This window comes from Faecalibacterium prausnitzii (assembly GCF_049532945.1).
Taxonomy (GTDB): Bacteria; Bacillota; Clostridia; order Oscillospirales; family Ruminococcaceae; genus Faecalibacterium; species Faecalibacterium prausnitzii_N.
Genome location: NZ_CP186691.1, coordinates 646355 through 665133, shown reverse-complemented (window position 1 = coordinate 665133; position 18779 = coordinate 646355). Strand labels below are relative to the sequence as shown.

The 18779-nt window shown below is 47.9% G+C and carries 26 protein-coding genes; all 26 read right to left on the bottom strand.

Going from position 1 to position 18779, the window contains the following annotated elements; translation table 11 throughout:
• Nucleotides 1-15: 15 nt before the first annotated feature.
• The 26 genes from ACNQFG_RS03350 to ACNQFG_RS03225 all read right to left on the bottom strand — a co-directional run bounded on the left by ACNQFG_RS03350 (nucleotide 16) and on the right by ACNQFG_RS03225 (nucleotide 18746).
• Nucleotides 16-1323 carry a phage tail sheath family protein gene (locus ACNQFG_RS03350; protein WP_423405989.1) on the bottom strand — a complete coding sequence of 436 codons (1308 nt, stop codon included), beginning with the start codon at nucleotides 1321-1323 and terminating at the stop codon, nucleotides 16-18.
• Entirely contained in the window at nucleotides 1323-1574 is a 252-nt protein-coding gene (locus tag ACNQFG_RS03345) for a hypothetical protein (protein WP_423405988.1), read from the bottom strand. The genes ACNQFG_RS03350 and ACNQFG_RS03345 overlap by 1 nt, the downstream gene beginning before the upstream one ends.
• Nucleotides 1575-1576: 2 nt before the next feature.
• Nucleotides 1577-2023: a phage tail terminator family protein gene (locus ACNQFG_RS03340; protein ID WP_423405987.1), complete on the bottom strand. Its 447-nt coding sequence runs from the start codon at nucleotides 2021-2023 to the stop codon at nucleotides 1577-1579.
• Nucleotides 2020-2481 (bottom strand): HK97 gp10 family phage protein, encoded by a 462-nt coding sequence (locus ACNQFG_RS03335; protein WP_423405986.1) that lies wholly within the window; start codon nucleotides 2479-2481, stop codon nucleotides 2020-2022. Before ACNQFG_RS03335 ends, ACNQFG_RS03340 begins: the two co-directional genes overlap by 4 nt.
• On the bottom strand, nucleotides 2481-2870 hold the full coding sequence (locus ACNQFG_RS03330) for a hypothetical protein (protein ID WP_423405985.1): 390 nt from the start codon (nucleotides 2868-2870) through the stop codon (nucleotides 2481-2483). The genes ACNQFG_RS03335 and ACNQFG_RS03330 overlap by 1 nt, the downstream gene beginning before the upstream one ends.
• Nucleotides 2864-3280, bottom strand: coding sequence for a hypothetical protein (locus tag ACNQFG_RS03325; RefSeq protein WP_423405984.1), 417 nt, complete (start codon nucleotides 3278-3280; stop codon nucleotides 2864-2866). Before ACNQFG_RS03325 ends, ACNQFG_RS03330 begins: the two co-directional genes overlap by 7 nt.
• A gap of 20 nt (nucleotides 3281-3300) precedes the next feature.
• Entirely contained in the window at nucleotides 3301-4311 is a 1011-nt protein-coding gene (locus ACNQFG_RS03320; RefSeq protein ID WP_423405983.1) for a major capsid protein, read from the bottom strand.
• 27 nt (nucleotides 4312-4338) lie between these two features.
• Nucleotides 4339-4959 carry a phage scaffolding protein gene (locus ACNQFG_RS03315; RefSeq protein ID WP_423405982.1) on the bottom strand — a complete coding sequence of 207 codons (621 nt, stop codon included), beginning with the start codon at nucleotides 4957-4959 and terminating at the stop codon, nucleotides 4339-4341.
• 150 nt (nucleotides 4960-5109) lie between these two features.
• On the bottom strand, nucleotides 5110-5418 hold the full coding sequence (locus tag ACNQFG_RS03310) for a hypothetical protein (RefSeq protein WP_423405981.1): 309 nt from the start codon (nucleotides 5416-5418) through the stop codon (nucleotides 5110-5112).
• Nucleotides 5419-5486: 68 nt separating this feature from the next.
• Nucleotides 5487-5705, bottom strand: a complete 219-nt coding sequence (locus tag ACNQFG_RS03305) for a hypothetical protein (protein WP_423405980.1) — start codon at nucleotides 5703-5705, stop codon at nucleotides 5487-5489.
• Between the two features lie 14 nt (nucleotides 5706-5719).
• Complete coding sequence (locus ACNQFG_RS03300; RefSeq protein ID WP_423405979.1) at nucleotides 5720-7432, bottom strand: minor capsid protein; 1713 nt, start codon at nucleotides 7430-7432, stop codon at nucleotides 5720-5722.
• On the bottom strand, nucleotides 7432-8919 hold the full coding sequence (locus tag ACNQFG_RS03295) for a phage portal protein (protein WP_423405978.1): 1488 nt from the start codon (nucleotides 8917-8919) through the stop codon (nucleotides 7432-7434). The genes ACNQFG_RS03300 and ACNQFG_RS03295 overlap by 1 nt, the downstream gene beginning before the upstream one ends.
• Nucleotides 8920-8929: 10 nt before the next feature.
• Nucleotides 8930-10207, bottom strand: a complete 1278-nt coding sequence (locus ACNQFG_RS03290; protein ID WP_423405977.1) for a PBSX family phage terminase large subunit — start codon at nucleotides 10205-10207, stop codon at nucleotides 8930-8932.
• Complete coding sequence (locus ACNQFG_RS03285; RefSeq protein ID WP_423405976.1) at nucleotides 10188-11081, bottom strand: terminase small subunit; 894 nt, start codon at nucleotides 11079-11081, stop codon at nucleotides 10188-10190. Before ACNQFG_RS03285 ends, ACNQFG_RS03290 begins: the two co-directional genes overlap by 20 nt.
• A 117-nt stretch (nucleotides 11082-11198) precedes the next feature.
• Nucleotides 11199-11621, bottom strand: coding sequence for a hypothetical protein (locus ACNQFG_RS03280; protein ID WP_423405975.1), 423 nt, complete (start codon nucleotides 11619-11621; stop codon nucleotides 11199-11201).
• Nucleotides 11622-11949: 328 nt separating this feature from the next.
• On the bottom strand, nucleotides 11950-12123 hold the full coding sequence (locus tag ACNQFG_RS03275; protein WP_423405974.1) for a hypothetical protein: 174 nt from the start codon (nucleotides 12121-12123) through the stop codon (nucleotides 11950-11952).
• Nucleotides 12083-12403 carry a DNA N-6-adenine-methyltransferase gene (locus tag ACNQFG_RS03270; protein ID WP_423405973.1) on the bottom strand — a complete coding sequence of 107 codons (321 nt, stop codon included), beginning with the start codon at nucleotides 12401-12403 and terminating at the stop codon, nucleotides 12083-12085. The genes ACNQFG_RS03275 and ACNQFG_RS03270 overlap by 41 nt, the downstream gene beginning before the upstream one ends.
• A 5-nt stretch (nucleotides 12404-12408) precedes the next feature.
• Nucleotides 12409-12606 carry a hypothetical protein gene (locus ACNQFG_RS03265; protein ID WP_423405972.1) on the bottom strand — a complete coding sequence of 66 codons (198 nt, stop codon included), beginning with the start codon at nucleotides 12604-12606 and terminating at the stop codon, nucleotides 12409-12411.
• Entirely contained in the window at nucleotides 12599-12889 is a 291-nt protein-coding gene (locus ACNQFG_RS03260) for a hypothetical protein (protein ID WP_423405971.1), read from the bottom strand. Before ACNQFG_RS03260 ends, ACNQFG_RS03265 begins: the two co-directional genes overlap by 8 nt.
• An 18-nt stretch (nucleotides 12890-12907) precedes the next feature.
• Nucleotides 12908-13168, bottom strand: a complete 261-nt coding sequence (locus ACNQFG_RS03255) for a hypothetical protein (RefSeq protein WP_423405970.1) — start codon at nucleotides 13166-13168, stop codon at nucleotides 12908-12910.
• Between the two features lie 51 nt (nucleotides 13169-13219).
• On the bottom strand, nucleotides 13220-13390 hold the full coding sequence (locus ACNQFG_RS03250; protein WP_423405969.1) for a hypothetical protein: 171 nt from the start codon (nucleotides 13388-13390) through the stop codon (nucleotides 13220-13222).
• 125 nt (nucleotides 13391-13515) lie between these two features.
• A complete protein-coding gene (locus tag ACNQFG_RS03245) occupies nucleotides 13516-13734 on the bottom strand; it encodes a hypothetical protein (RefSeq protein ID WP_423405968.1) in 219 nt (72 codons plus the stop codon).
• A 71-nt stretch (nucleotides 13735-13805) separates the two neighbouring features.
• Nucleotides 13806-15686, bottom strand: coding sequence for a phage/plasmid primase, P4 family (locus ACNQFG_RS03240; RefSeq protein WP_423405967.1), 1881 nt, complete (start codon nucleotides 15684-15686; stop codon nucleotides 13806-13808).
• Between the two features lie 12 nt (nucleotides 15687-15698).
• Nucleotides 15699-16229, bottom strand: a complete 531-nt coding sequence (locus ACNQFG_RS03235; protein WP_423405966.1) for a hypothetical protein — start codon at nucleotides 16227-16229, stop codon at nucleotides 15699-15701.
• Between the two features lie 19 nt (nucleotides 16230-16248).
• Complete coding sequence (locus ACNQFG_RS03230; RefSeq protein WP_423405965.1) at nucleotides 16249-18189, bottom strand: hypothetical protein; 1941 nt, start codon at nucleotides 18187-18189, stop codon at nucleotides 16249-16251.
• Between the two features lie 80 nt (nucleotides 18190-18269).
• The gene (locus ACNQFG_RS03225; protein ID WP_423405964.1) at nucleotides 18270-18746 is read right to left on the bottom strand and encodes a DUF669 domain-containing protein; all 477 of its coding nucleotides are present in this window, start codon (nucleotides 18744-18746) and stop codon (nucleotides 18270-18272) included.
• Between the last annotated feature and the right edge of the window lie 33 nt (nucleotides 18747-18779).

The following is an 18779-nucleotide window of genomic DNA, read 5'->3' as shown; positions in this document are numbered from 1 at the left end:
TTCCTTTCTTCAAATTTAGGACACCACGGTGGTCATGTACAGCTTGCCCATAGCATTGACCACAGTAACAGCATCCTGAACGGCAACAGCCTTTTTGCTGTCACCCTGGCTGACCACCACATCACCATCTTCAAAGCCCTCAATGGCACGAATGGTCAGAAGCTGCTGGTGATGCTTCACAATGTCAGACCACAGGGAAATGCGTCCGGCTTCATCATTCGGAACGCTGCCCAGGTACTTGGTTGCAAACAGGACAGCAATGTCATTGCCGATCTGGTCAATGACACGGATGGTCTGGTTGTCACAGAAGATTGCACCCTCAGTGTCAGACACAGTGACCTTGGTGTTGATGTCATCCAGAATGCGGACATCACCGTTGACGTTGTGGAACGTGAACTCACCGGACTGAATAGCCTTGGTCAGATCAGACTGATTGTAGTCCACACCCACGGTATATTCACCATCATACTGCTTGTTCTGAAGGGACTTATTCACAGCACAGCCAGCCTGTGCGCCAGTAACCCAGTAGACCAGATCAGCCTTAGACGCACCGTCCAGGGCTTCATTCTTGACGCTGATCACGCCCATGTAGTCTGCGGACTGGTAGTCATGCAGAACCAGCTGGAACTTGACACCAACGTCATCACGCATACGCTTCACGAAGGAAGCCATCAGACCCTTGACAGTCTTTTCCGTAGTGACCACGCCCATGGTGTTGAACCGATAGGATTCAATCTTATCCAGATAGTCCTGATATGCGCTGCCGGAAACCGTGCCAGTAGTGCCACCGGTCAGCGGGGTGGATGCAGTAACCAGAAGGTTTGCATCCTTCTTGAAGGTCACATAGTCGTTATCCTTCAGATCAGCAGCAGCGGAAACGGTCTGCATATCCACGGCACTGGTGTCCATGTAGGTGTAGCAGTCGAACATGGAAGAATCATCCACGTTTGCCTGAATCACGATCTTCAGGGCATTGCCACGGATGCCGGGATATTTTGCGGTTGCAAAGTTACAAGCTGCCTTAGTGCCACCGGTGTTCAGCTTGTAGGCATACAGGGTCTTTGCGTACTTGAACAGATCACGCAAACCCTTCATCTTGTCATGGGTGTAAGGATAACCGAAGAACTTCATACTGTTCTTCTGGAAGTCACCAACAGTGACTTCAAAGATCTGACCTTCAACGCCCCAGTCCAGTTCAAGGGGCATAGTCACAACGCCACGGTCAGAAAGCGTTGCGCTGGCAGATGCCACGGACACAAAGTTGATGTATGCGCCCGGAAGCACCTTGTTCTGAGTGATAAAAGAACCACCGCCAAGTGCCATTATTCGTCACCTTTCCTTTCTTTGTTTTCGGTGAAGTCACCAGTGTCAAAGTCCTGAATCATCTTGTCCACCTGACTGAAGGTGTACTTCTGCCCATCATCCAAAAGGGCATTGACCAGATCCTTTCTGCCGGAATACTTCTTGCAGCCGACAAGCTGCGCTTTCTCAAAAGTGGGTTCAGTCATCGTCTGAACCTTCACTTCATCAGAACCAGTGGGTGCAACAGGGGTTGCAACCTTCTTCTGTGCCATATTCAGTCACTTCCTTTCTTCACGGTTTGTTTTAGATCCATGGTCTGCATGGGGTCACAACTTTCAACCTTGCGGATGAAAAATTCATAGTCCACAAAGAAGTTTAGAACCCCATCAACCACTTCATAGTGCATATTGCTTCCACGGATGGGTCTGTCATCATCTTTACAGGTGATCCACTCCACAATCCAGTTCAGCTGTTCCCCAATGGAATTGCATTCCGTCTGATATGCTTCAGACTTGGGAAAATACTGAATCAGAATGTGAACGTGTTGCAGATACCGCTTCCCCAGAAACAGGCTTGTGGATGGGTTGATTGACTGTACAAAAAAAGCAGGTTCACGAAGATCCTGCTTGATTTCTTCATTGTAGATTTCATAGGCATCCGATTCAGCATTGAACGCTGTGTCCAACGCTTTCACGATTGCATTTACAATTTCATTGATCATTTCACCAACCCTTCCATGTATTTTTTGACTTTGCGTTCCAGCACCTTGGGTGCGATTTCCTGAAGTTCCTGTTCTGAAATGGTCATCATGAACACACCAGAAACCCAACCCTTGTGATTGGCTGTCCTGTGTCCGTATTCCACATAACTGGCATACTCAACCGGGTTCACAATTTCAATGACATAGGTGTCACCAAAATGATGGACGGTCAGGGAATCTGCATAAGCTAACGCTGATGCACGTTTTTCACCTGTCCAACCACGTCTTAGGGTTCCACCCTTTTTGCCGGAACTCTTGGGATAATCACCAACCGGTGTGCGCTTGATGACCTTTGCCAGCAGTCTTGCTGCCAGTTCCTTTGCACAGGATTCTACAAAAGCATCCGGGTCTTTCATGGACTTCAGCTTCTGTTCAAAGTCCTTCAGTTCCCGGAAGTTGAATTTTCCCATCTTGCCCATTATGCAAACTTTTCAAACAGATCCAGCAGGATTTCCTGATGGGTGTCATACACGGTGGATTTTCCGCTATGGGTGTACATATCAGTGATCCCCGCCTGTGTCACCGTGATCTTGGATCCTGCCTTGATCTGGATGTCTGGTGCAATAAACAGCTTGACGGTCTGTGAAACCTGTGCAGCAGAAACGGTCTGATCTGCTGCTGCATCCCTTTCCTTTGACAGATGACAGGGTTGATTCTCCAAAAGGATCACTTCACCCTGTTTTGTCAGTCCTGATTCCCTGTCCTTGACCTTGCCCCACTCAGACACTGTTGCAGTGCCGTCATAGTGGTATTTCTCAAATGCTGACCGGGCTGCTTTTCGTGCAGCCTGAACCGTAGCGTTCACCATTTCACCCTTCTGTGGGAATGCAGTTCATGCTTCCCATAGGTCATCAGATAGCTGATGAAACTGTTCAGCTTCTGTTCATCAGTCTGCGAACCCTCACCGGTTGCAAACACCGTGGTGGTGTCACCGGTGGTGATCTGTTTGACTGCAAGGTCAAGATTTAGGTTGGTCAGGTCATCAGGTGCAAAGGTCTTTTTATGCTGAAGGAAGTCACCCACAGCATAGTCAGCAGTCACATACTGCAAGGAACTGGGAATATCATCAGGGCAGTGGGGAAAATTGCAGAACGTGCAGACATACTGGGCAGCACGTCCGGTCACATAGGACAGAATCTTCTGATCTGCTTCAGTGACCGTATAGCCGAAGGTCAGCAACCGCATTTCCACCAGACTGTTCAGTTCTTCAATGGTCATGCGATTCACCAGCCTTTCGCTTAGCCGATCTTGTGCTTGAACGCCACCATGCGGATCTGCTTAGGCTCATAGACCATCTTCCAGTTCTTGGCGTTAGCAAGCTCTGCTTCCGTAGGGGTTTCCACATGCTCACGCGCCAGATTCTGCCATGCAATACCACGGGGGTGCATGATGAAGGTTCTGCGGTTGATCAGGAAGTCCACGCCAGAACCCTTCTTCTTGTCACGGTCAACCTCAGTCGGGATAAAACCAACAGGGTTGCCGTTGCCGTAGGCAAGCGCACCCTGACCGAACAGGTAGGTGGTATAGACACCACCCGCAACCGGGCAACCGTCATCCACGATGACACGCCGACCCTGATAGGTGTCGAACTCCACAGAAGTGCTGTCACGCTCAGTCTGAATCAGGTTCTGCTTCTTCAGATATGCCTTGGTTGCGCTGTGCATAGCAACAGCGGTCAGCTGGGACTGAGCATCACCCAGCAGCTGGCAAGCATCAATGAATGCCGATGCAGAAATGTTCTTTGCAGCAGCACTAGACATGGTGGTGATGTCCAGGATGTGGTCAGCCAGCGGGGTCTTGTAGTCGTGACTGTCAGAAGAACCATTGTCATAAGTGCCAAAGACACCGGACAGGATCTTGATCAGAATGCGCTGGTTCTCACGGCTCCAATAACCAGCAACCAGGTTGCCGATTGCAGCCATAGGATCAGCACCAGCCAGGGCAGCAGACAGATCAGTTGCAGACCACATTGCAGCCTTGCGGATGGTGGTGGACACATCCTTGTTGCTGGTGATCTTCTTGGCGGTCAGATCCTCACCTTCCAGAATGTCCTCAGAATCACCGTGCAGATCCTCAAAGAACGGCATATTGTGGACAGGTGCTGCTTCAGAAGCCAGCTTGTCAAATTCGGGGTTGTTGGTGATGATGCCGGACTGGAACAGTGCAGACAGTTCCATGGTCTTGTTAATCACATACGGATTAAACAGTTCAGGCACGATCACATCAGAAAGAGTAGTACCGTTTGCCATATTGTAATTTCCTTCCTTTCATGGTTTTTAGATAGGCAACGTGACACCGGCAGCAGCTGCAAGCTGTTTTGCCTGTGCCGGATCGGATTTCAGGATCTTGCCCTGTTCAGTAAGGTTGAAAGATTCCTTCTTCCAGGGATTGGTCACACCACCGGCAGATCCTGCGCCACCGGCAGCGGGGTTATACCCACCCTGTCCATTGGTCTTGAACAGATGGGGTGCGGATTCCTTCAGGGGCTTCAGAACATCGTCCACACCAACGGGGGAACCATCCTTGTCAAAGGTGAACTTGTCCAGACCGCCCTGCTTATAGATCAGGTAGTCCGGGTCAATGGCTCCCGCTTCCGTCAGCTTGGCTTTCAGGGCATAGGTCTTTGCCGTTTTCACCTGATCAGCCTGAAGGGTCTTGATCTGATCTTCATACGCCTTGATCTTCTTCTGAAGTTCCTCATTGTCACCAGCATCCTTCTTCAAGGTTGTGATGGTGTCCGTTGCGGTTTTCAGTTCAGTGACCTTGGCATTGAAGTCATCCTTGGGAACTGCGTACTTGGGGAACTCAGTTTTCACAGTGTTCATGACCGCTGTGACATCCAGCTTTCCATCAGTAACGGCAGCACCTTCCAAAATTGTTTGTAACCATTCCAACATTTTTGATTTTCCTTTCTTTTTCCTTTTTATTCAGGGTGGTTCCTGTCAAAGAAGGATGCCAGTTTATTCACATAGCGGTGTATTTTGTCGGACTGAACAGTTTAATGCCGTGTTCAGGGCAATAAAAAAGCACCCGAAGGTGCTTAGTTATCAATGCTTGTAGTCCTCAATGACCGTGATGCCGTATTCAATGGCACAGGTGTTTTCAATCCTGCAACCACGATACTTTTCCCAGTCCTTGACGAAATACACCACATCAGCGGTTGCCAGCAGTTCCAGGGACTTTGCCAGGAACCACAGCGGTTTAGCGTCATGCGGTGCGTCCTGGAAGAAGGAATCAATGACTTCCACGTCCTCACCAAGCAGATTCTTTGCAGACTGGATTGCCTGTTCACGAACTGCCAGGATTTCAGCGTCAGTCTTGTCCTTCATGGGCTGACTGATGAACAGCTTCTTCATGCCGGTTCACTCCTTTCCTGATTTTTGGGTAAAAAGAAAGCACCCATTTCTGGGTGCTTGCAGCATATTTAGTTCACAGGGGTTGCTTTCAGGAATGCCGGGTGTGCAGGTGGAAAGTATTCATCCAGCTGACCAGTTTCCTTGTTCACCCCAATGGGGGACAGATCAACGTCATTGGTATACCCGAAGATGAAGTATTCACCGTCATCCAGCACGTTCCCGATTTCCAGACCTGAATCTTTCAGTTCCAGTTCAACCAGATCCATTGCTTTTTCAAAAGTGATCATCCTGTTCACCCCTTTCACTGGGGAAGTTCATAGTCACAGCAATCCTGAATCAGATCCGAAAATTCCTTGTCATCAATACGCAACAGGTGTGTCTGATTGACTTTTGCAGACTGGAAATAATATCCCACGTCCGCTGCACCACTCTGGGGATCCATGAACACGATGTCACCGGCATGGTTTTCAGCTATGAAAACATGACCACCTGCGCCACCTCTCCATTGTACTCTAACAATGGCTCTTGCACCGTCACCCCAGGACTGCATCTGACTGATGACCTTGTTCTGGACACCTTCAGCTGTTCTGCTGAAGCACTGAACCAGTGAATCCCGACCATTGACATAGACATTCGCCCAACCACGATCATTCATCATGTAGGGCAAGGTGTCATTTCTCAGCAGCCGTGCATGGGCTGTGACATCATAACCCCTTCTTCTGGCTTCATAGGCATTGACACACCGCTGACAGTTGTGGGTGTAGTAGGTGTCACGCTTCTGTCTGGATTCAGCATACTTGGGGTTGGTTGCCTTGATGTCATCCAGTGCAGAATGAACACCTTCAATGACCGGGTATCTGTCCAGGATCTTCTGAACTGCCGGATCAGAAGCTGGTTGTGCCTTGCTTCTGTCCTGTACCTTCATTGTACCACTTTGCACCGGGTCTTGAACAGGCTGAACTGGTTCAATCTCTGTTTTATTTCCCTGAACAAAGGCTTTTTCCCAGTCAGCATATTTCATGTTGGCTGGTACATAGTAGGTTTTACCATCTACACCCCTTGCAGCACGTTCACCCACGTCAAATTCATCATCGAAGTGGGGAACGGTTGTGGTTCTGCACCATGGGTGGAAAGGTGGTGCTGTGACACCAACCTTCCATTCAGACATCTTGAACACCTTTCCGTCCATCATCCGGCAGATCTCAGAAGTTCTACTGTCCAGCGTTGCCACAATTTCATATTGTTCAACGTCCAGTTCCTTGAAGCAGTCATTCTGGGCTTCAGAAGCAAAATAGGCTTCTTCCGTCATGACCAACCGTCCTGCATTGGCTTTTGATACGCCTAGACGGTGGGAAATAGTGTCAATGGCTTTCTGTGGATCCTGACCCAGTACAATGTTCTGTGTCAGGGTGCTGTCCAGTTCAGACAGCAGCTTCTGCTTGTCTGACCATATACGGTTAGAAAAGTTTGTACCATCAACAGCCCAGGGCTTGTTGATGATCTTACTGATGGTCTTGCTGTCCAGTGTGGCAAAATCCCACCCAACACCCACACCCCTATGAATTTCAAAGGCGGTGCGGTAGTATGCGGATCTGTACACATCAGACATTACCTGATCAAAGACATCCTTCTGACCACCAAACAGGACTTCAATGTCTTGCTGGCACTGGATCTTCAGGGCTTCCAACCGGCTGATATGGAACCGGGCTGAAGCGTTTTCCAACTGTTTCACCCAGGTTCCATTGACTGCGTTTTCCTGACCATAGCGGATGTATTGGTTCACATCCCACTTAAATTCTTCCAGATCTTTCCCGGACAGCCATTTCTGGGCTTCCTGAAGGGTGATGCCGTTGTTGTCAGCAAAACGCTGATACCACACAGCAATCTTCCGTTCAATTTCCCTTTCTGCTGTCCTATATTTTCGTTCAATCTCTGAAAAAGCTGCTGCACCCCGGTCATGCTGTGACTGTTCCAGCAGATTGAACCGTTTTGCCCAGTATTCAGGGGTTTTCATCAGCTGTCAACCTTCTTGGGGTCAGTACCAGGATCATCCGGGTCATCAGGATCCTGTTTCTGCTTCAGCTGCTGATTCCCAAACGGATCATAAAGCTGTTTCTGTTCAGCCTGTACAGCAGCCTTTTCTTCCTTCAGCTTGTCAAGTTCATCCTGGACATTCTCAACCCACGGATGATTGCGGACAATGGTTTCCTGACTGATGATGCCGGTGGACTGCTGTGCAATCTGGGACATTTCCTGATCATTCTGCACCATGGTTCTGATCCAGGTCTGAAGAACCACGTCATCCTTGATAGTGATTCCCAGCACCCGGCAGACACACCGGATGAACCGACCAAAGGACGGTTTGAACTCTGTTTCCATCAGACCGGACTTCAGTTCCAGCAGCGAATACAGGAACTTCAGTGCCACACCGGAAGAATTGCCAAAGTTCTGGGGATCCGGGTCAATACCCATGCCCTGTTCAAAGATGCACTTCCTGGTGATGGTCAGAAGTTTTTCCCTGGCTTCAACAGGCAGGTCAATGGTCAGGGTGGAAACACCGGACTTGTCACCGTCCCCATCGTTTTCCACCTTGATGGTCTTGTAATACTTCAGATCAGACAAAAATTCATTCAGATCTGCACCGCCGTAGTTGGTCAGCACGAAGATCACTTCCTGAATATCTTCCAGATCATTGACAAAACCACTAAACACCTTGCAGTAGACATCAATCAGGGGTTTGATGTTCTTCAGGTCATCCGTGTGGACGTTGTTGTTGTCGAATGCGAAGAACGGAACTTCACCCATGCCGTGCTGATAGGTGTTCACTTGCGTGGACTTCCCGCCTTCCACCAGGATGAAGTTGCAGTAAGGTTCCAGACCGTCCATGACAGTCCGTCCGGCAGGAACCTTGTAGGTGTCACACTCTGTTTCATTCCACAGTTCATAGACATCAAATTCAGATCCTTCATCATCAATGTCATGATAGATCCGAAGAACACCCATCAGCTTCCGGTCAAGGGACTTTGACCAGATGGGCTGAATCTGTTCAGATGGAACAACCGCATAGTGGATTGCACCATCTTCAGCAGACTTCCACACATGGATCCAGCCGGTTTTCTTGTTGGACGCTTCCACACACAGGTCTTTGCACACCTTGGGATACTTGTCACCCAGGAACGCATTCAATGCCTTGTTGGAAGCATCAGATCCAATGTCAATCATTGGGGGAACCGTGAACATGTAGGATGCTTTCTGATTGACCAGTAGCCCATGAAAATTGAAGGGAATGCGGTTGTCAGCGTTCCGCATGGGGGAAGCAATGTCATGGGTGACAAGTTCACCGCTGGCATCCTTTTCAGCCTTTTCCCTGGACTTCTTGGGTTCAAACATGATGTCCGTTTCGTTTTTGTAGTATCTTTCAGCCGTCATTGCTTCCTTCAGATACACGGCATGTACATCTGCATAAGCATTGATGACCTTTTTCACATTTTCCAGATCCATAATCAATCACCTATTTCATGACAGACAAGCCGTTCGGCTTTCTGATAATCGTATAGCCAAAGTATCTGATGCTGTCCATTGCATGGTCAAACACCTTGACCGGTTTGTCCTCTCCATGCTCAGATGCTTTTGCATCCCAGACATAGGAAGAAAATTCCCTTAGTGTCATCTTGCATTCAGAACTGAACTTCACTGAACAGTTCATCAGCAAGGATGCAAAGAACCGGATGCCATCAAGGACATCATTCTTTGCTTTCTTGATGCTGAACTTGCGCTTCTTCAGTTCAGCAATAAAAGAAGCAGCCGAAGGGTCAACCACAATCTTCTGCGGTTTGATACCATCCAGCCACTTTTCAAGATCGTCTGCATATTCGGTATCTGTTTTCTGAACAGCTGCATCCCTGCCGGAATAGTAATATTCCCGGATGCAGTACCACACACCATCAATTCCCTTCCCCCACAGATGAAAGACTGTGGCGTTCTGTGTGCCGTAGTCACAGGAAACGTAGTAGGAATTGGGCTGAATCGCCGGTATGTCAGCCGGATCCACAACATGCTTGTCCAGATCGAACATGTCATAGATGACACCTTCAGCCATCACCCACAGACCCAGGATGTAACGCTTGAAGAACACGCCACTGTACATGCTGCGGTATCGGTTCTTGATCTTCTCAGACAAGGAAGGGTTGTCATCCATGGTGAAGTGCAGGTGCAGCAGATTCTTTTCATCAGCCTTGTCCAACCAGTTCAGTTTGAACCAGTGGTATGGTGATTCAGGGTTGCAGTTGAACCAGAACTTTGAACCATCCACAGAACAGCGTCCGGTTGCCTGGTTCACAAAGGATTCAGGCATCAGGGCAACTTCATCAAAGAAAGCACCAGCTGCTGTGATGCCCTGGACAAGATCCTGTGATGCTTCATCCTTGCCACCGAAAACGTAATAATAGTTTTCCTTGCCGTTCTTGCGGATGGTCAGATAATTGTCAGACCGGTGATCTTCCACCACATAGCCCAAAGATGCAATCATCTTCTTCAGCGGGGTGATCACGTTTCGTCTGCAAGATCCAACCGTCTTGCCAGCAATGATGAAGTTTTCACCGTCAAAGTTTTCCATTGACCAGGTGATGTAAGTCATGGACATGCACATGGTTTTGCCTGAACGGATAGCACCATCAGCAATGATGCCGTCATGATCCCGGACTTTTTCAGCCAACCACCACGTTTGCACCATCAGCTGCTTTCTTGATGGTGGAATGAACTTGAACGGTTTAGTCCTTTTCTTCCTCATTCGTCCACACCTTTGCAGCCAGGTCTTTCAGGGCATCCACATAGGAAGTATCAATATCTTCCGGTTCATCACCGGCAGACTTCATCTTCAGAACAGCAATCCGGGCTTTCTGTTCCTCTGTGGCAATGTCCATGTGTTCAGCCAGCCATTCAAGGGCTTTCATTCTGTCTGCCAGCTTGATGGATGCACCGTTCTTTCCGTTCTTGACCTCAGTGATCAGTGTTCCATCAATGCTGTCAGATTCCCTGAAGCGGACGGTGTTGACCTTCTGCTTCAGGGGTGCTTTTTTTCCGGTGACAGGATCTTCAACCTGAACCAGACCGAACTGACCGATGACATATTCTTCTTCCTGACCGAACTGCACAAAGTCAGTGATGTCAGCAAAGGCAATGTCCATGTATTTCTGAAAGATGTCATGTTCATCCAGCAGTTCACGGTTCAGCCTGGACTGCTTCAAACTCTGGATTTCAGTTCTTATATCAACAAATGTCAACATCCTGGAACCGCTTTTTACAGCTGCTTCATAGCTGCAACCGTAGGCTTTTTGATACGCCTTGGTTGCATTGAAGCAGCGCACATAATACAGACAGAAAAGCCTTTGTTTATCAGTCAATTCAGGATTTTCAGTCACAGATGCAACATCATGTTTGACACGCTGCACCTTTTTCTTTTCCGAACGCTCACTATTAACCGAACGCTCGTTTTCTTTCCGAACATCCGAACAGTCAGCAGACTGATCCCATTTGTATGTACTTTTCCAGCGTCTGATTGTCCCCTGGGGAACATCAAGCTGTTCTGCAATATCCTTCAGCAGAATCCCTTGTTCATATAGCTTCCGGGCAACTTCTGCTTTTGCATTCTTTGCCCTTGGCAAGAAATTCACATCCTTTCAGAAATTCACAACAAAAAGTCCCTGAAGGATCGGAGTAGGAACCCTTCAGGGACACGGAAATGTCATATCAAATTTTTCACGATACTATTATAGCACAGGTCATTGTAAGATTGTGTATGTTCTTTCAAAGTCCTGCAATGCGTGACCGTGCAGCGCACGAACATAAGGGTATGTATAGCCCATTTCAACGGCTATGACCTCTAAACCCTTATATTCAACATACCGTTTGAACAGCACCTGAACATAATTCACATCCTTCAGTGCCTGGATCTGATTGATGATCTGGTTCTTCAGGTCAACGAACTGGTCAATCTGCTGATCAACTTCTTCTTCAAGTGACAGATACCTGATTACAGCATTAGACATAGAATCCCCGGAAGCAGAAGTCTGCACCCTGTCCTTGGAATAATCTAAAGCACCTGTTGCCTGTGCCATTTGCCGAAGATCCCCCACTTGCTTCAGCTTCTGGTCAATCTTCACATCAAGCAGCTTCAGCTGCTGCAAATATTCTTTAGCTTTCATCTGCTGCATCACCTCATTCTAAAATTTTTATAAGGTAACGGTTTAGGTATCGGATAGGTAACAGTTCAACAGGATCATCCGTTACCCTAAAAATCCTTGATTCATGCTGACTTTTTTCATCAGGTAACACTTGGTAACGGTAACGCTTGGCACTCTATTACTATATATTTTCTTTTTTCTACTTGTTTAGATATATAAAAAATATATTTATAAAAGAAATTGAATTTAACCGTTACCAACCGTTACCTTTAGGATTCATCAGGATTTTAACCGTTACCTTTAACCGTTACCCAAGTGTTACCAACCGTTACCATTCCACCAACAACCACTAATCTGCATCACCGGTGTCCGGTTTTGACCTGAACACCACAACCATGGATGGAAATGGTGCAGGATTTTTGGAATCACCAAACTTCAACCGACCACGAATGAAGCGGACTTCATGCTTCTGGTAGATGTAGTCATGAAACCATCTGGTGTCTGTCCGTGCTGGAATAAGCATGACAACCAGTGTGTGTGTGTGTGTGTGCAACTGAATCAAATGCTTTATGCACCCAGTCACCAATGCAACGCCCATAGGGTGGATTGCAGAAAACACGTTCACCTTCCCAGGACTGAACCAGTCCATCCTGTTCCTTGGTGAAATACCGATCACACTTGTGGTTCTGTGCATCAGCGCACGGATCCAGCGTGAAGTGAAATTCTTTGTTCAGCTGGTCAAAGAATGCCTGTGGGGTTGCCCATTGATCTGTTGCGCTGCTGAACATCAATTCAGTGTTCATTCTGTTTACCGTCCTTTCAGTGCTGACCACAGTTCATGAAGGGCAAACTTCAAGCAAACCATGCAGTTCTTCAGACGCTGGATCCGTCTGTTCTTCCGTTCCTGTTTCAGAAGCCACTTCCGCTGATGTTCCAGTGCCCAGTTCCTGCACCACTCAGCTTGCGCTTCATCCTCCATCCGGTCAAGTTCCTTCCGGTCAATCATGGGTTTCACCATCCTTCTGATCAGCAGCCTGGTCAGGCTTCTTTTTGTCCGGCTTCACATCAGGCTTCTTATTTTCAGCCTTGGCATTCTGAAGCAGGGTGGACAGAACCAGCAACGGATTGTTCTGCTGCATTGTCTGACTATTTTCTTCCTTCATCAGAATCATAGTGACTGCTGTTGCAGTCTGTACGGCAAAAGTGGGATCCTGAAACTGATTCAACACCAGTTCATAGGACTTCAGATAGATGTTCACTGCCGTGGCAATATTTTTGTCCGTGATCATTTTTTACCATCCTTTCTTTTAGTCAACCGCTTCAATCTCAAGCTGAACCTTTTCCATGGGAACAGTGGGGTTGTGCTTGTGATAGACCCACTTTGCACGGTTGGAAGCGTCATCCACGTTGACAGCATCCACAACCAACACGGTTTCTTTTGGGAAACCATCTGCACCCAGGTTGACCAGATACCGCTTCTTATTGGCTTCTTCCAGCCGTTCTGCCCACCGCTTCATCTTGGCTTCACCAATGTCCCCAATTTCATCCATCAGGGAATCAAAATCCACATCAAACGCTTCAGCAAAGACGGTCAGACAAACCAGAACGTCAGCAAATTCTTACGTCAGGTTATCAGAACATTCGCCCACGTTCTTGGGTGTGGGGTTCTTCTTGTCAATCGCACGGCGCAACTTTAGCGCAGCCTGTACCAGTTCAGCACCTTCTTCTGCCATCTGTGCCAGAATTTCAGAAGGGGTCAGGTATTTGGTCACTTTACGTTCATAATCCATAATTCAGATCCTTTCATCTGTTAAACGGATCAACCATATATAGAACCGAAACTTCCACCCACGGCATCTGACATATTGGTTCGCCTTGGTGCGGAAGCACCGGTTCAGCATCTTCTGAAGGTGTATCATCTGTACACCCGCCCGGTGCGCTTGTCCTTCAGCTGAATCCGTTCAGTCAGTTCAAAACCAGCTGCCCGGATGATGAACTTCAGCACACCAACCAGTTCAAACGCCCGCTTGTCAGCGTCATCTTCTTCCCTGACAACCTTCTTCATACCGTTGTAGGCAGTCAGATCAGCATACCCTTCAGCGTTCTTTCTAGGGTCTTTGACCACATCAGTCACCTTCCTTTCTACTTTTCCACATTTTCCACAATGGAAGTGTTGATAATTCATCTACCATCAGGTCAAAAAAATTATTCACGAATGAACAGTTTTTTGACCTGACCGCTGATCTTTCGTTGCTTTACTGTAAGCCCTAACCGCTTGTTGATCTGCTTGCTGAACACAATGTTAGACATGGGGGTCAGGGAATTGTCAGCACAGAACACCTGATAACGCTTATAGACATCAGCTGTCAGCTGATTTTCAATCATGTCCAGACCCTGATCTTCAATGAAGCCAGCAATGGGGTTGTTTTCTTCCTCATACTCTTTGATCTCACGGTCAACACGTTCAGACTGGGTGAAGTGGTTCTGTTGGATGACACGCCGAAGTCCTTCAATGCCCACCCGGATCAGGTATTCAATGGATCCCTGTTCCACCAGCTTGTACTTGATATAGGGGTCAAAATCTGGATCATTCACCGTGAAGGTTGCATTGAATGGGATGATGACCAAACGCCGGAGAACAGCACCGGTCTTGTCCTTCATGCGGGGGATGTCATTTGCACTGAACAACATCTTGATGTAGGGGTTGAACTCAAAAGGATCTTGCCCCTTCCGTTCTGCCTTGATACGGTTGCCGGTGACAATCTTCTTGAATGTGGACACTTGTGTTCCTGACAAAAAATCATCACCAATATCATCACCCAGGTTTGCCAGTTTGCCGAACATCATTGACGTGCTGAACCTGTCACCTAGTTCCTTCAGATCCAGTGCGCTGATATTTTCGTCACCCAGCATGTACTTGATGACATCCAGGAAGGTGGACTTGCCGTTTGACTTGTCACCGGTCAGGATAAAAGCCTTGCCTAACTCATTTCTGCGATAGAAGCAGTAACCAATACATTCCTGAAGCAGTGCCACAATGGACGGATCATCACAGGCAAGTTTGTTCAGTGTGCGTTCAGCAAGTTCAGACTGTGCATCCGGTATGTAGTCCCAGGGGATCCGGTTGGTGATCACATATTCCGGGCTGTACGGAAGCAGCGTATCCGTCACCAGGTCATAGATACCGTTCTTAAAAGCAATATACCGGGCATCAGATGGGGTGACTTCCTCTGCAATCAGTTCCATGTAGTCAAGAACTTCCCTGCGCTGTGTTTTCTTCAGGTTCGGGATCATGTCAATCATGGTCTGTTCAATGTGCTTATAGCCGTTGATGTAGATACCATCCTGATAGATGTGCAGCTGACTGTTAATCTTCACCACATGACTGTTGTTCTTCAGGTAGGTTGCAAACTTATCAAACAGGAATGTTGACCCAAGGAAGAACACAGGCTTCTGAAATGCTTCATCCCTCAGAATGACTTCCAGTTCTGCTGCATCCAGCGGATCCTTCATGACATACTGGTTCAGGATTCTGATACATTCCCGGCAATCATCCACGCTGAAGTCATTTGCCTGTAATGTCAGGATATAGTTGAACAGTGCCTGATTCCTTCCATCACCGGCAGACATGTCCAGGAAGTCAGCTGCTGCCCTGACAGGCTGCAACCACTTTGGAAGTTCATCATACTTTTCCCCAGGCTCAATATCCCATTCTACAAACCGTTCTTCACCGTTGACCTTCAGAACTTCATAAGATAGCTTAGATCCAACCTTGATGTCAGCAGTCAAGCCAACAGCAAGCGGAACGTGTGTCCGGTTCCGGTCAACTGTGTGATTCTTGAACAGGAAGTGCTTCCCCCTGGATGTCTGTACCACCTTGCAGTTCAGCTGAAGGGCTTCCACAATGTTCATCAGGATTTCAGCTTGATCACCGTCATCCAGATCCACCAAGATGGTGTCATTGGCAAGCACACCACCATAACCGGGACGGTCTTTGACTTCATCAAGAGTTTTCCAGGTGGTTCTGTTCTTCAGCTTTTCAATGCTTGCTTTGCCCTTTGTTTCAACATATCCCTTGTAAAGCATGACAGCCCCCCCTTACTTCAAAAGTTCAAGCACCTGATCCAAAAATGCCTTGTCTTTCATGCGCTTGTTGTTTTCAGATATTTCAGACCGCTTCATCCGTTCAAGCACCTTCAGATCTTCCTTGCCAATCTGAACACGGTCATTCATCCGTTCCCAGTCAGGGTTCAGTTCACCGAAGGTGATAAACTTCTTCAGACGGTCACGGTCTGCCTTGTACCTCTGAAGGTTGATTTGTGCCTTGCAGATTTTACCTTCCAGACTTTTAATCATCTCCATAGACGAATGAACCAGCGTTTCATAATCCTGATCGAACCTGTCAATGAACCGCTGAACACGTTCAATCTGTTCCGGCTGATGACTGTGCTGGATGTACTTGATCAACTTCTTTGTCCGGGTGATGCCTCTGCCTTTACCAAGCAGAAAGTGTTCCAGACGAACATACATTGTCCCACCACAACCACTGCCCACAGATGACCCACATGTGATATTGATGTTGTCCTGGTCATTATCTGCCAGAATTGACATCACTTCTTCTGCCTTCATGTTGTTTGTCCTTTCCGGCTCAAACCTTCATGCCGAAGGATTCAAGCCTTTTTTTCGCTTCCGTGATATACCATGCACGGTCAAGTTTATCCGGTACACCAACGCTGTCCACAGAATCATTCCAGATGAAGCAGTGGTCAGGGGTTCCACCGAACTTTTCACCCTTGCCACGGCTTCCACCAAACTTCATCAGTCTGCCATCCGTAGACGCTCTGGATGCAAATACCCTGTAAGACTTGTAGGTGAACCGTTCACTGTCTGGGTACGTCCAGACCTCTGTGACCGATCCGTCCCGGTGTCTGGTGGACTTGATGACTTGTCCCTGTCCACATTCGTGTTCCACCCACTTGTATTTGCTGGACAGCTTCACGATCTTCTGAAACATGATCAGGTCATCACACTGGTTGATGGTCTGTTCCACCGGAACACCCTTGACCATGAAGTCCACCAGTGCCTTGTTCAGAATGGGAAGGTCATTGTCCACCTTGGACAGTTCTTTCAGGTATGCACCGATCCGCTCAACACCACCATCCATGTCAACCCACAGATAGTTGTTGACATCCTTCTGGTAGATCTCACTGATGTTATCTAGGGCAAGTAAGATTTCACACTTGGAAGTGCTGCACCGGCTTTCCCATTCATAGCAGATGTCATCCACCATCTGGAACGCTTCATCCGTGTCCGGGATCCAGATGATCAGACCATCCGTGTTTGACTGGATCAGCTGGAACCCAGGGATGACTTCCAGATGTTCAATCAGATCCAGCAGCATCAACTGACCATTGACACACATGATATTGTTGTTCCGTGGGTCATACGCCGGATTGGTCTTGTCCTTCATAGCACCAGACAAGGCATTCAGCATCTTCTTATAGGGCAGCTGCTGCTTCTTGTATTCCTTGGCAAGTTTCTTGTCACCAGCCTTGGCTGCTGCCTGTTGCTTCAGCTTTAACTGCTTTCGGGTCATATAAACCTTTGTGTAGTTGTCATTGGATGCAGACCTTGTGACCAGATCCCAGGCAATCAGCATAGACGGATAATAGTTGTTCACGTCAACATGAAGGATCTGCCCCTTCTGGTGTACCGGCTCCACAGGCGCACCATGCAGACCACCAAAACCAAAGGTGTGGGGAACCCCTGCAACCACGGTTTCCAGTGACCGGGAATAAAAGAACTTTGACCACCAATACAGGTCATGAACGTCATACTTGAACCGTTCACCCGGCTTGGTCTTAGGGTCATTGAACTTCTGCTGCATTTCCCTGGTGCAGTCCCTGACAGCGGATGCAAACCAGTCCATGACGTACTTGTATTTTTTGATCTTCAGGCACGGCAGGAAGTAATAGGCAAATTCATCATCCCAGTCATGTTTGCTGCACCCCAGCACCTTTGCAGTGATCCTAGCTGAAGAATCCCCAATGTTGGACAGGCTCACCATGTCCGGGAATGCCCGGATGATGCCATACATTGCATTGAAGTCATCAATCTTTTCCAGGAACACCTTGATGGTTTCTTCAACATCGTGTGTGCAATAGAACACCGTCTGCTGAAGTTCTTCCTGGGTCAGCTTGCGGTCAATGTTGAAGTCCACTTCCGTTTCCTTGATGTTGGAACCAAGGAACCCTTCCAGAGTTTTCAAACCAATGGGTGGGTTGGGCATGACATCATAATTGATCATGGGGATCTGGTTGAATGCGTTGCTGAACTGCCAGCCCTCACCACCCTGAACAATGATATAGTCATTGATCTTCTTGGGATCCATGCCCAACAGGATGCCCTTCATGATGTACTGGTCATAGTGCTTGTTGTTAAACCCACACCAGACTTCATTCCTGTTGGCTTCATATAAGGCTTTCAGCTTATCAGGGTTATTGATGACCACATGTGTCTTTTTCTGGGTCATGTCAATGAACACAGCAAGCCAGTCTTTGGCGAACACCTCAAAGTCATAGAAGATCATTCAGTTCACCGTCCTTTCTGTTCATTCTAAAAAAACAGCGGTCAGACAGCTTGACCATCTGACCGCTGCCTATTTATTTCTTAGATGTCGTAGACCTCATTGATGCTGACCGGATTGAAGTCAGATGCCTTGTAGGTGACATCCAGTTCAACCTTGCCCTGGATCTCCTGGAAGATGTCCAGAACCAGTTCCGCAAAGTCGGAATAGTTCACGAACTCAGGGATCAGATCCGTTCCCAGCTTGTCCAGCCAGGTGATGACCGACTTGATAGCCTTGCCGTCATTCCAGCTTTCGCTGACACGGTTGCCGGAAATGACACGGTTGAAGAAGATCTTGCGCCCCTTCTGGTTGGACTTGCTGCCATCGCTGTTTTCCTTGATCGACATCTGGACAGCAAACATCAGCTTGTCACCTGCCTTGGTGGTCTTGACTTCCATCTTGTCCACGCTGACGATGTAGTCACCGTTGGGTACATCCTCATATTCCTTTGCGTTCTTCACATCATCCTGAAGATTGGGATCCATCTTTGCATCAAATGCGCTAAAATCAACAGCCATAGTTATTCACCTATTATCCTTTCAAAGTTGTTT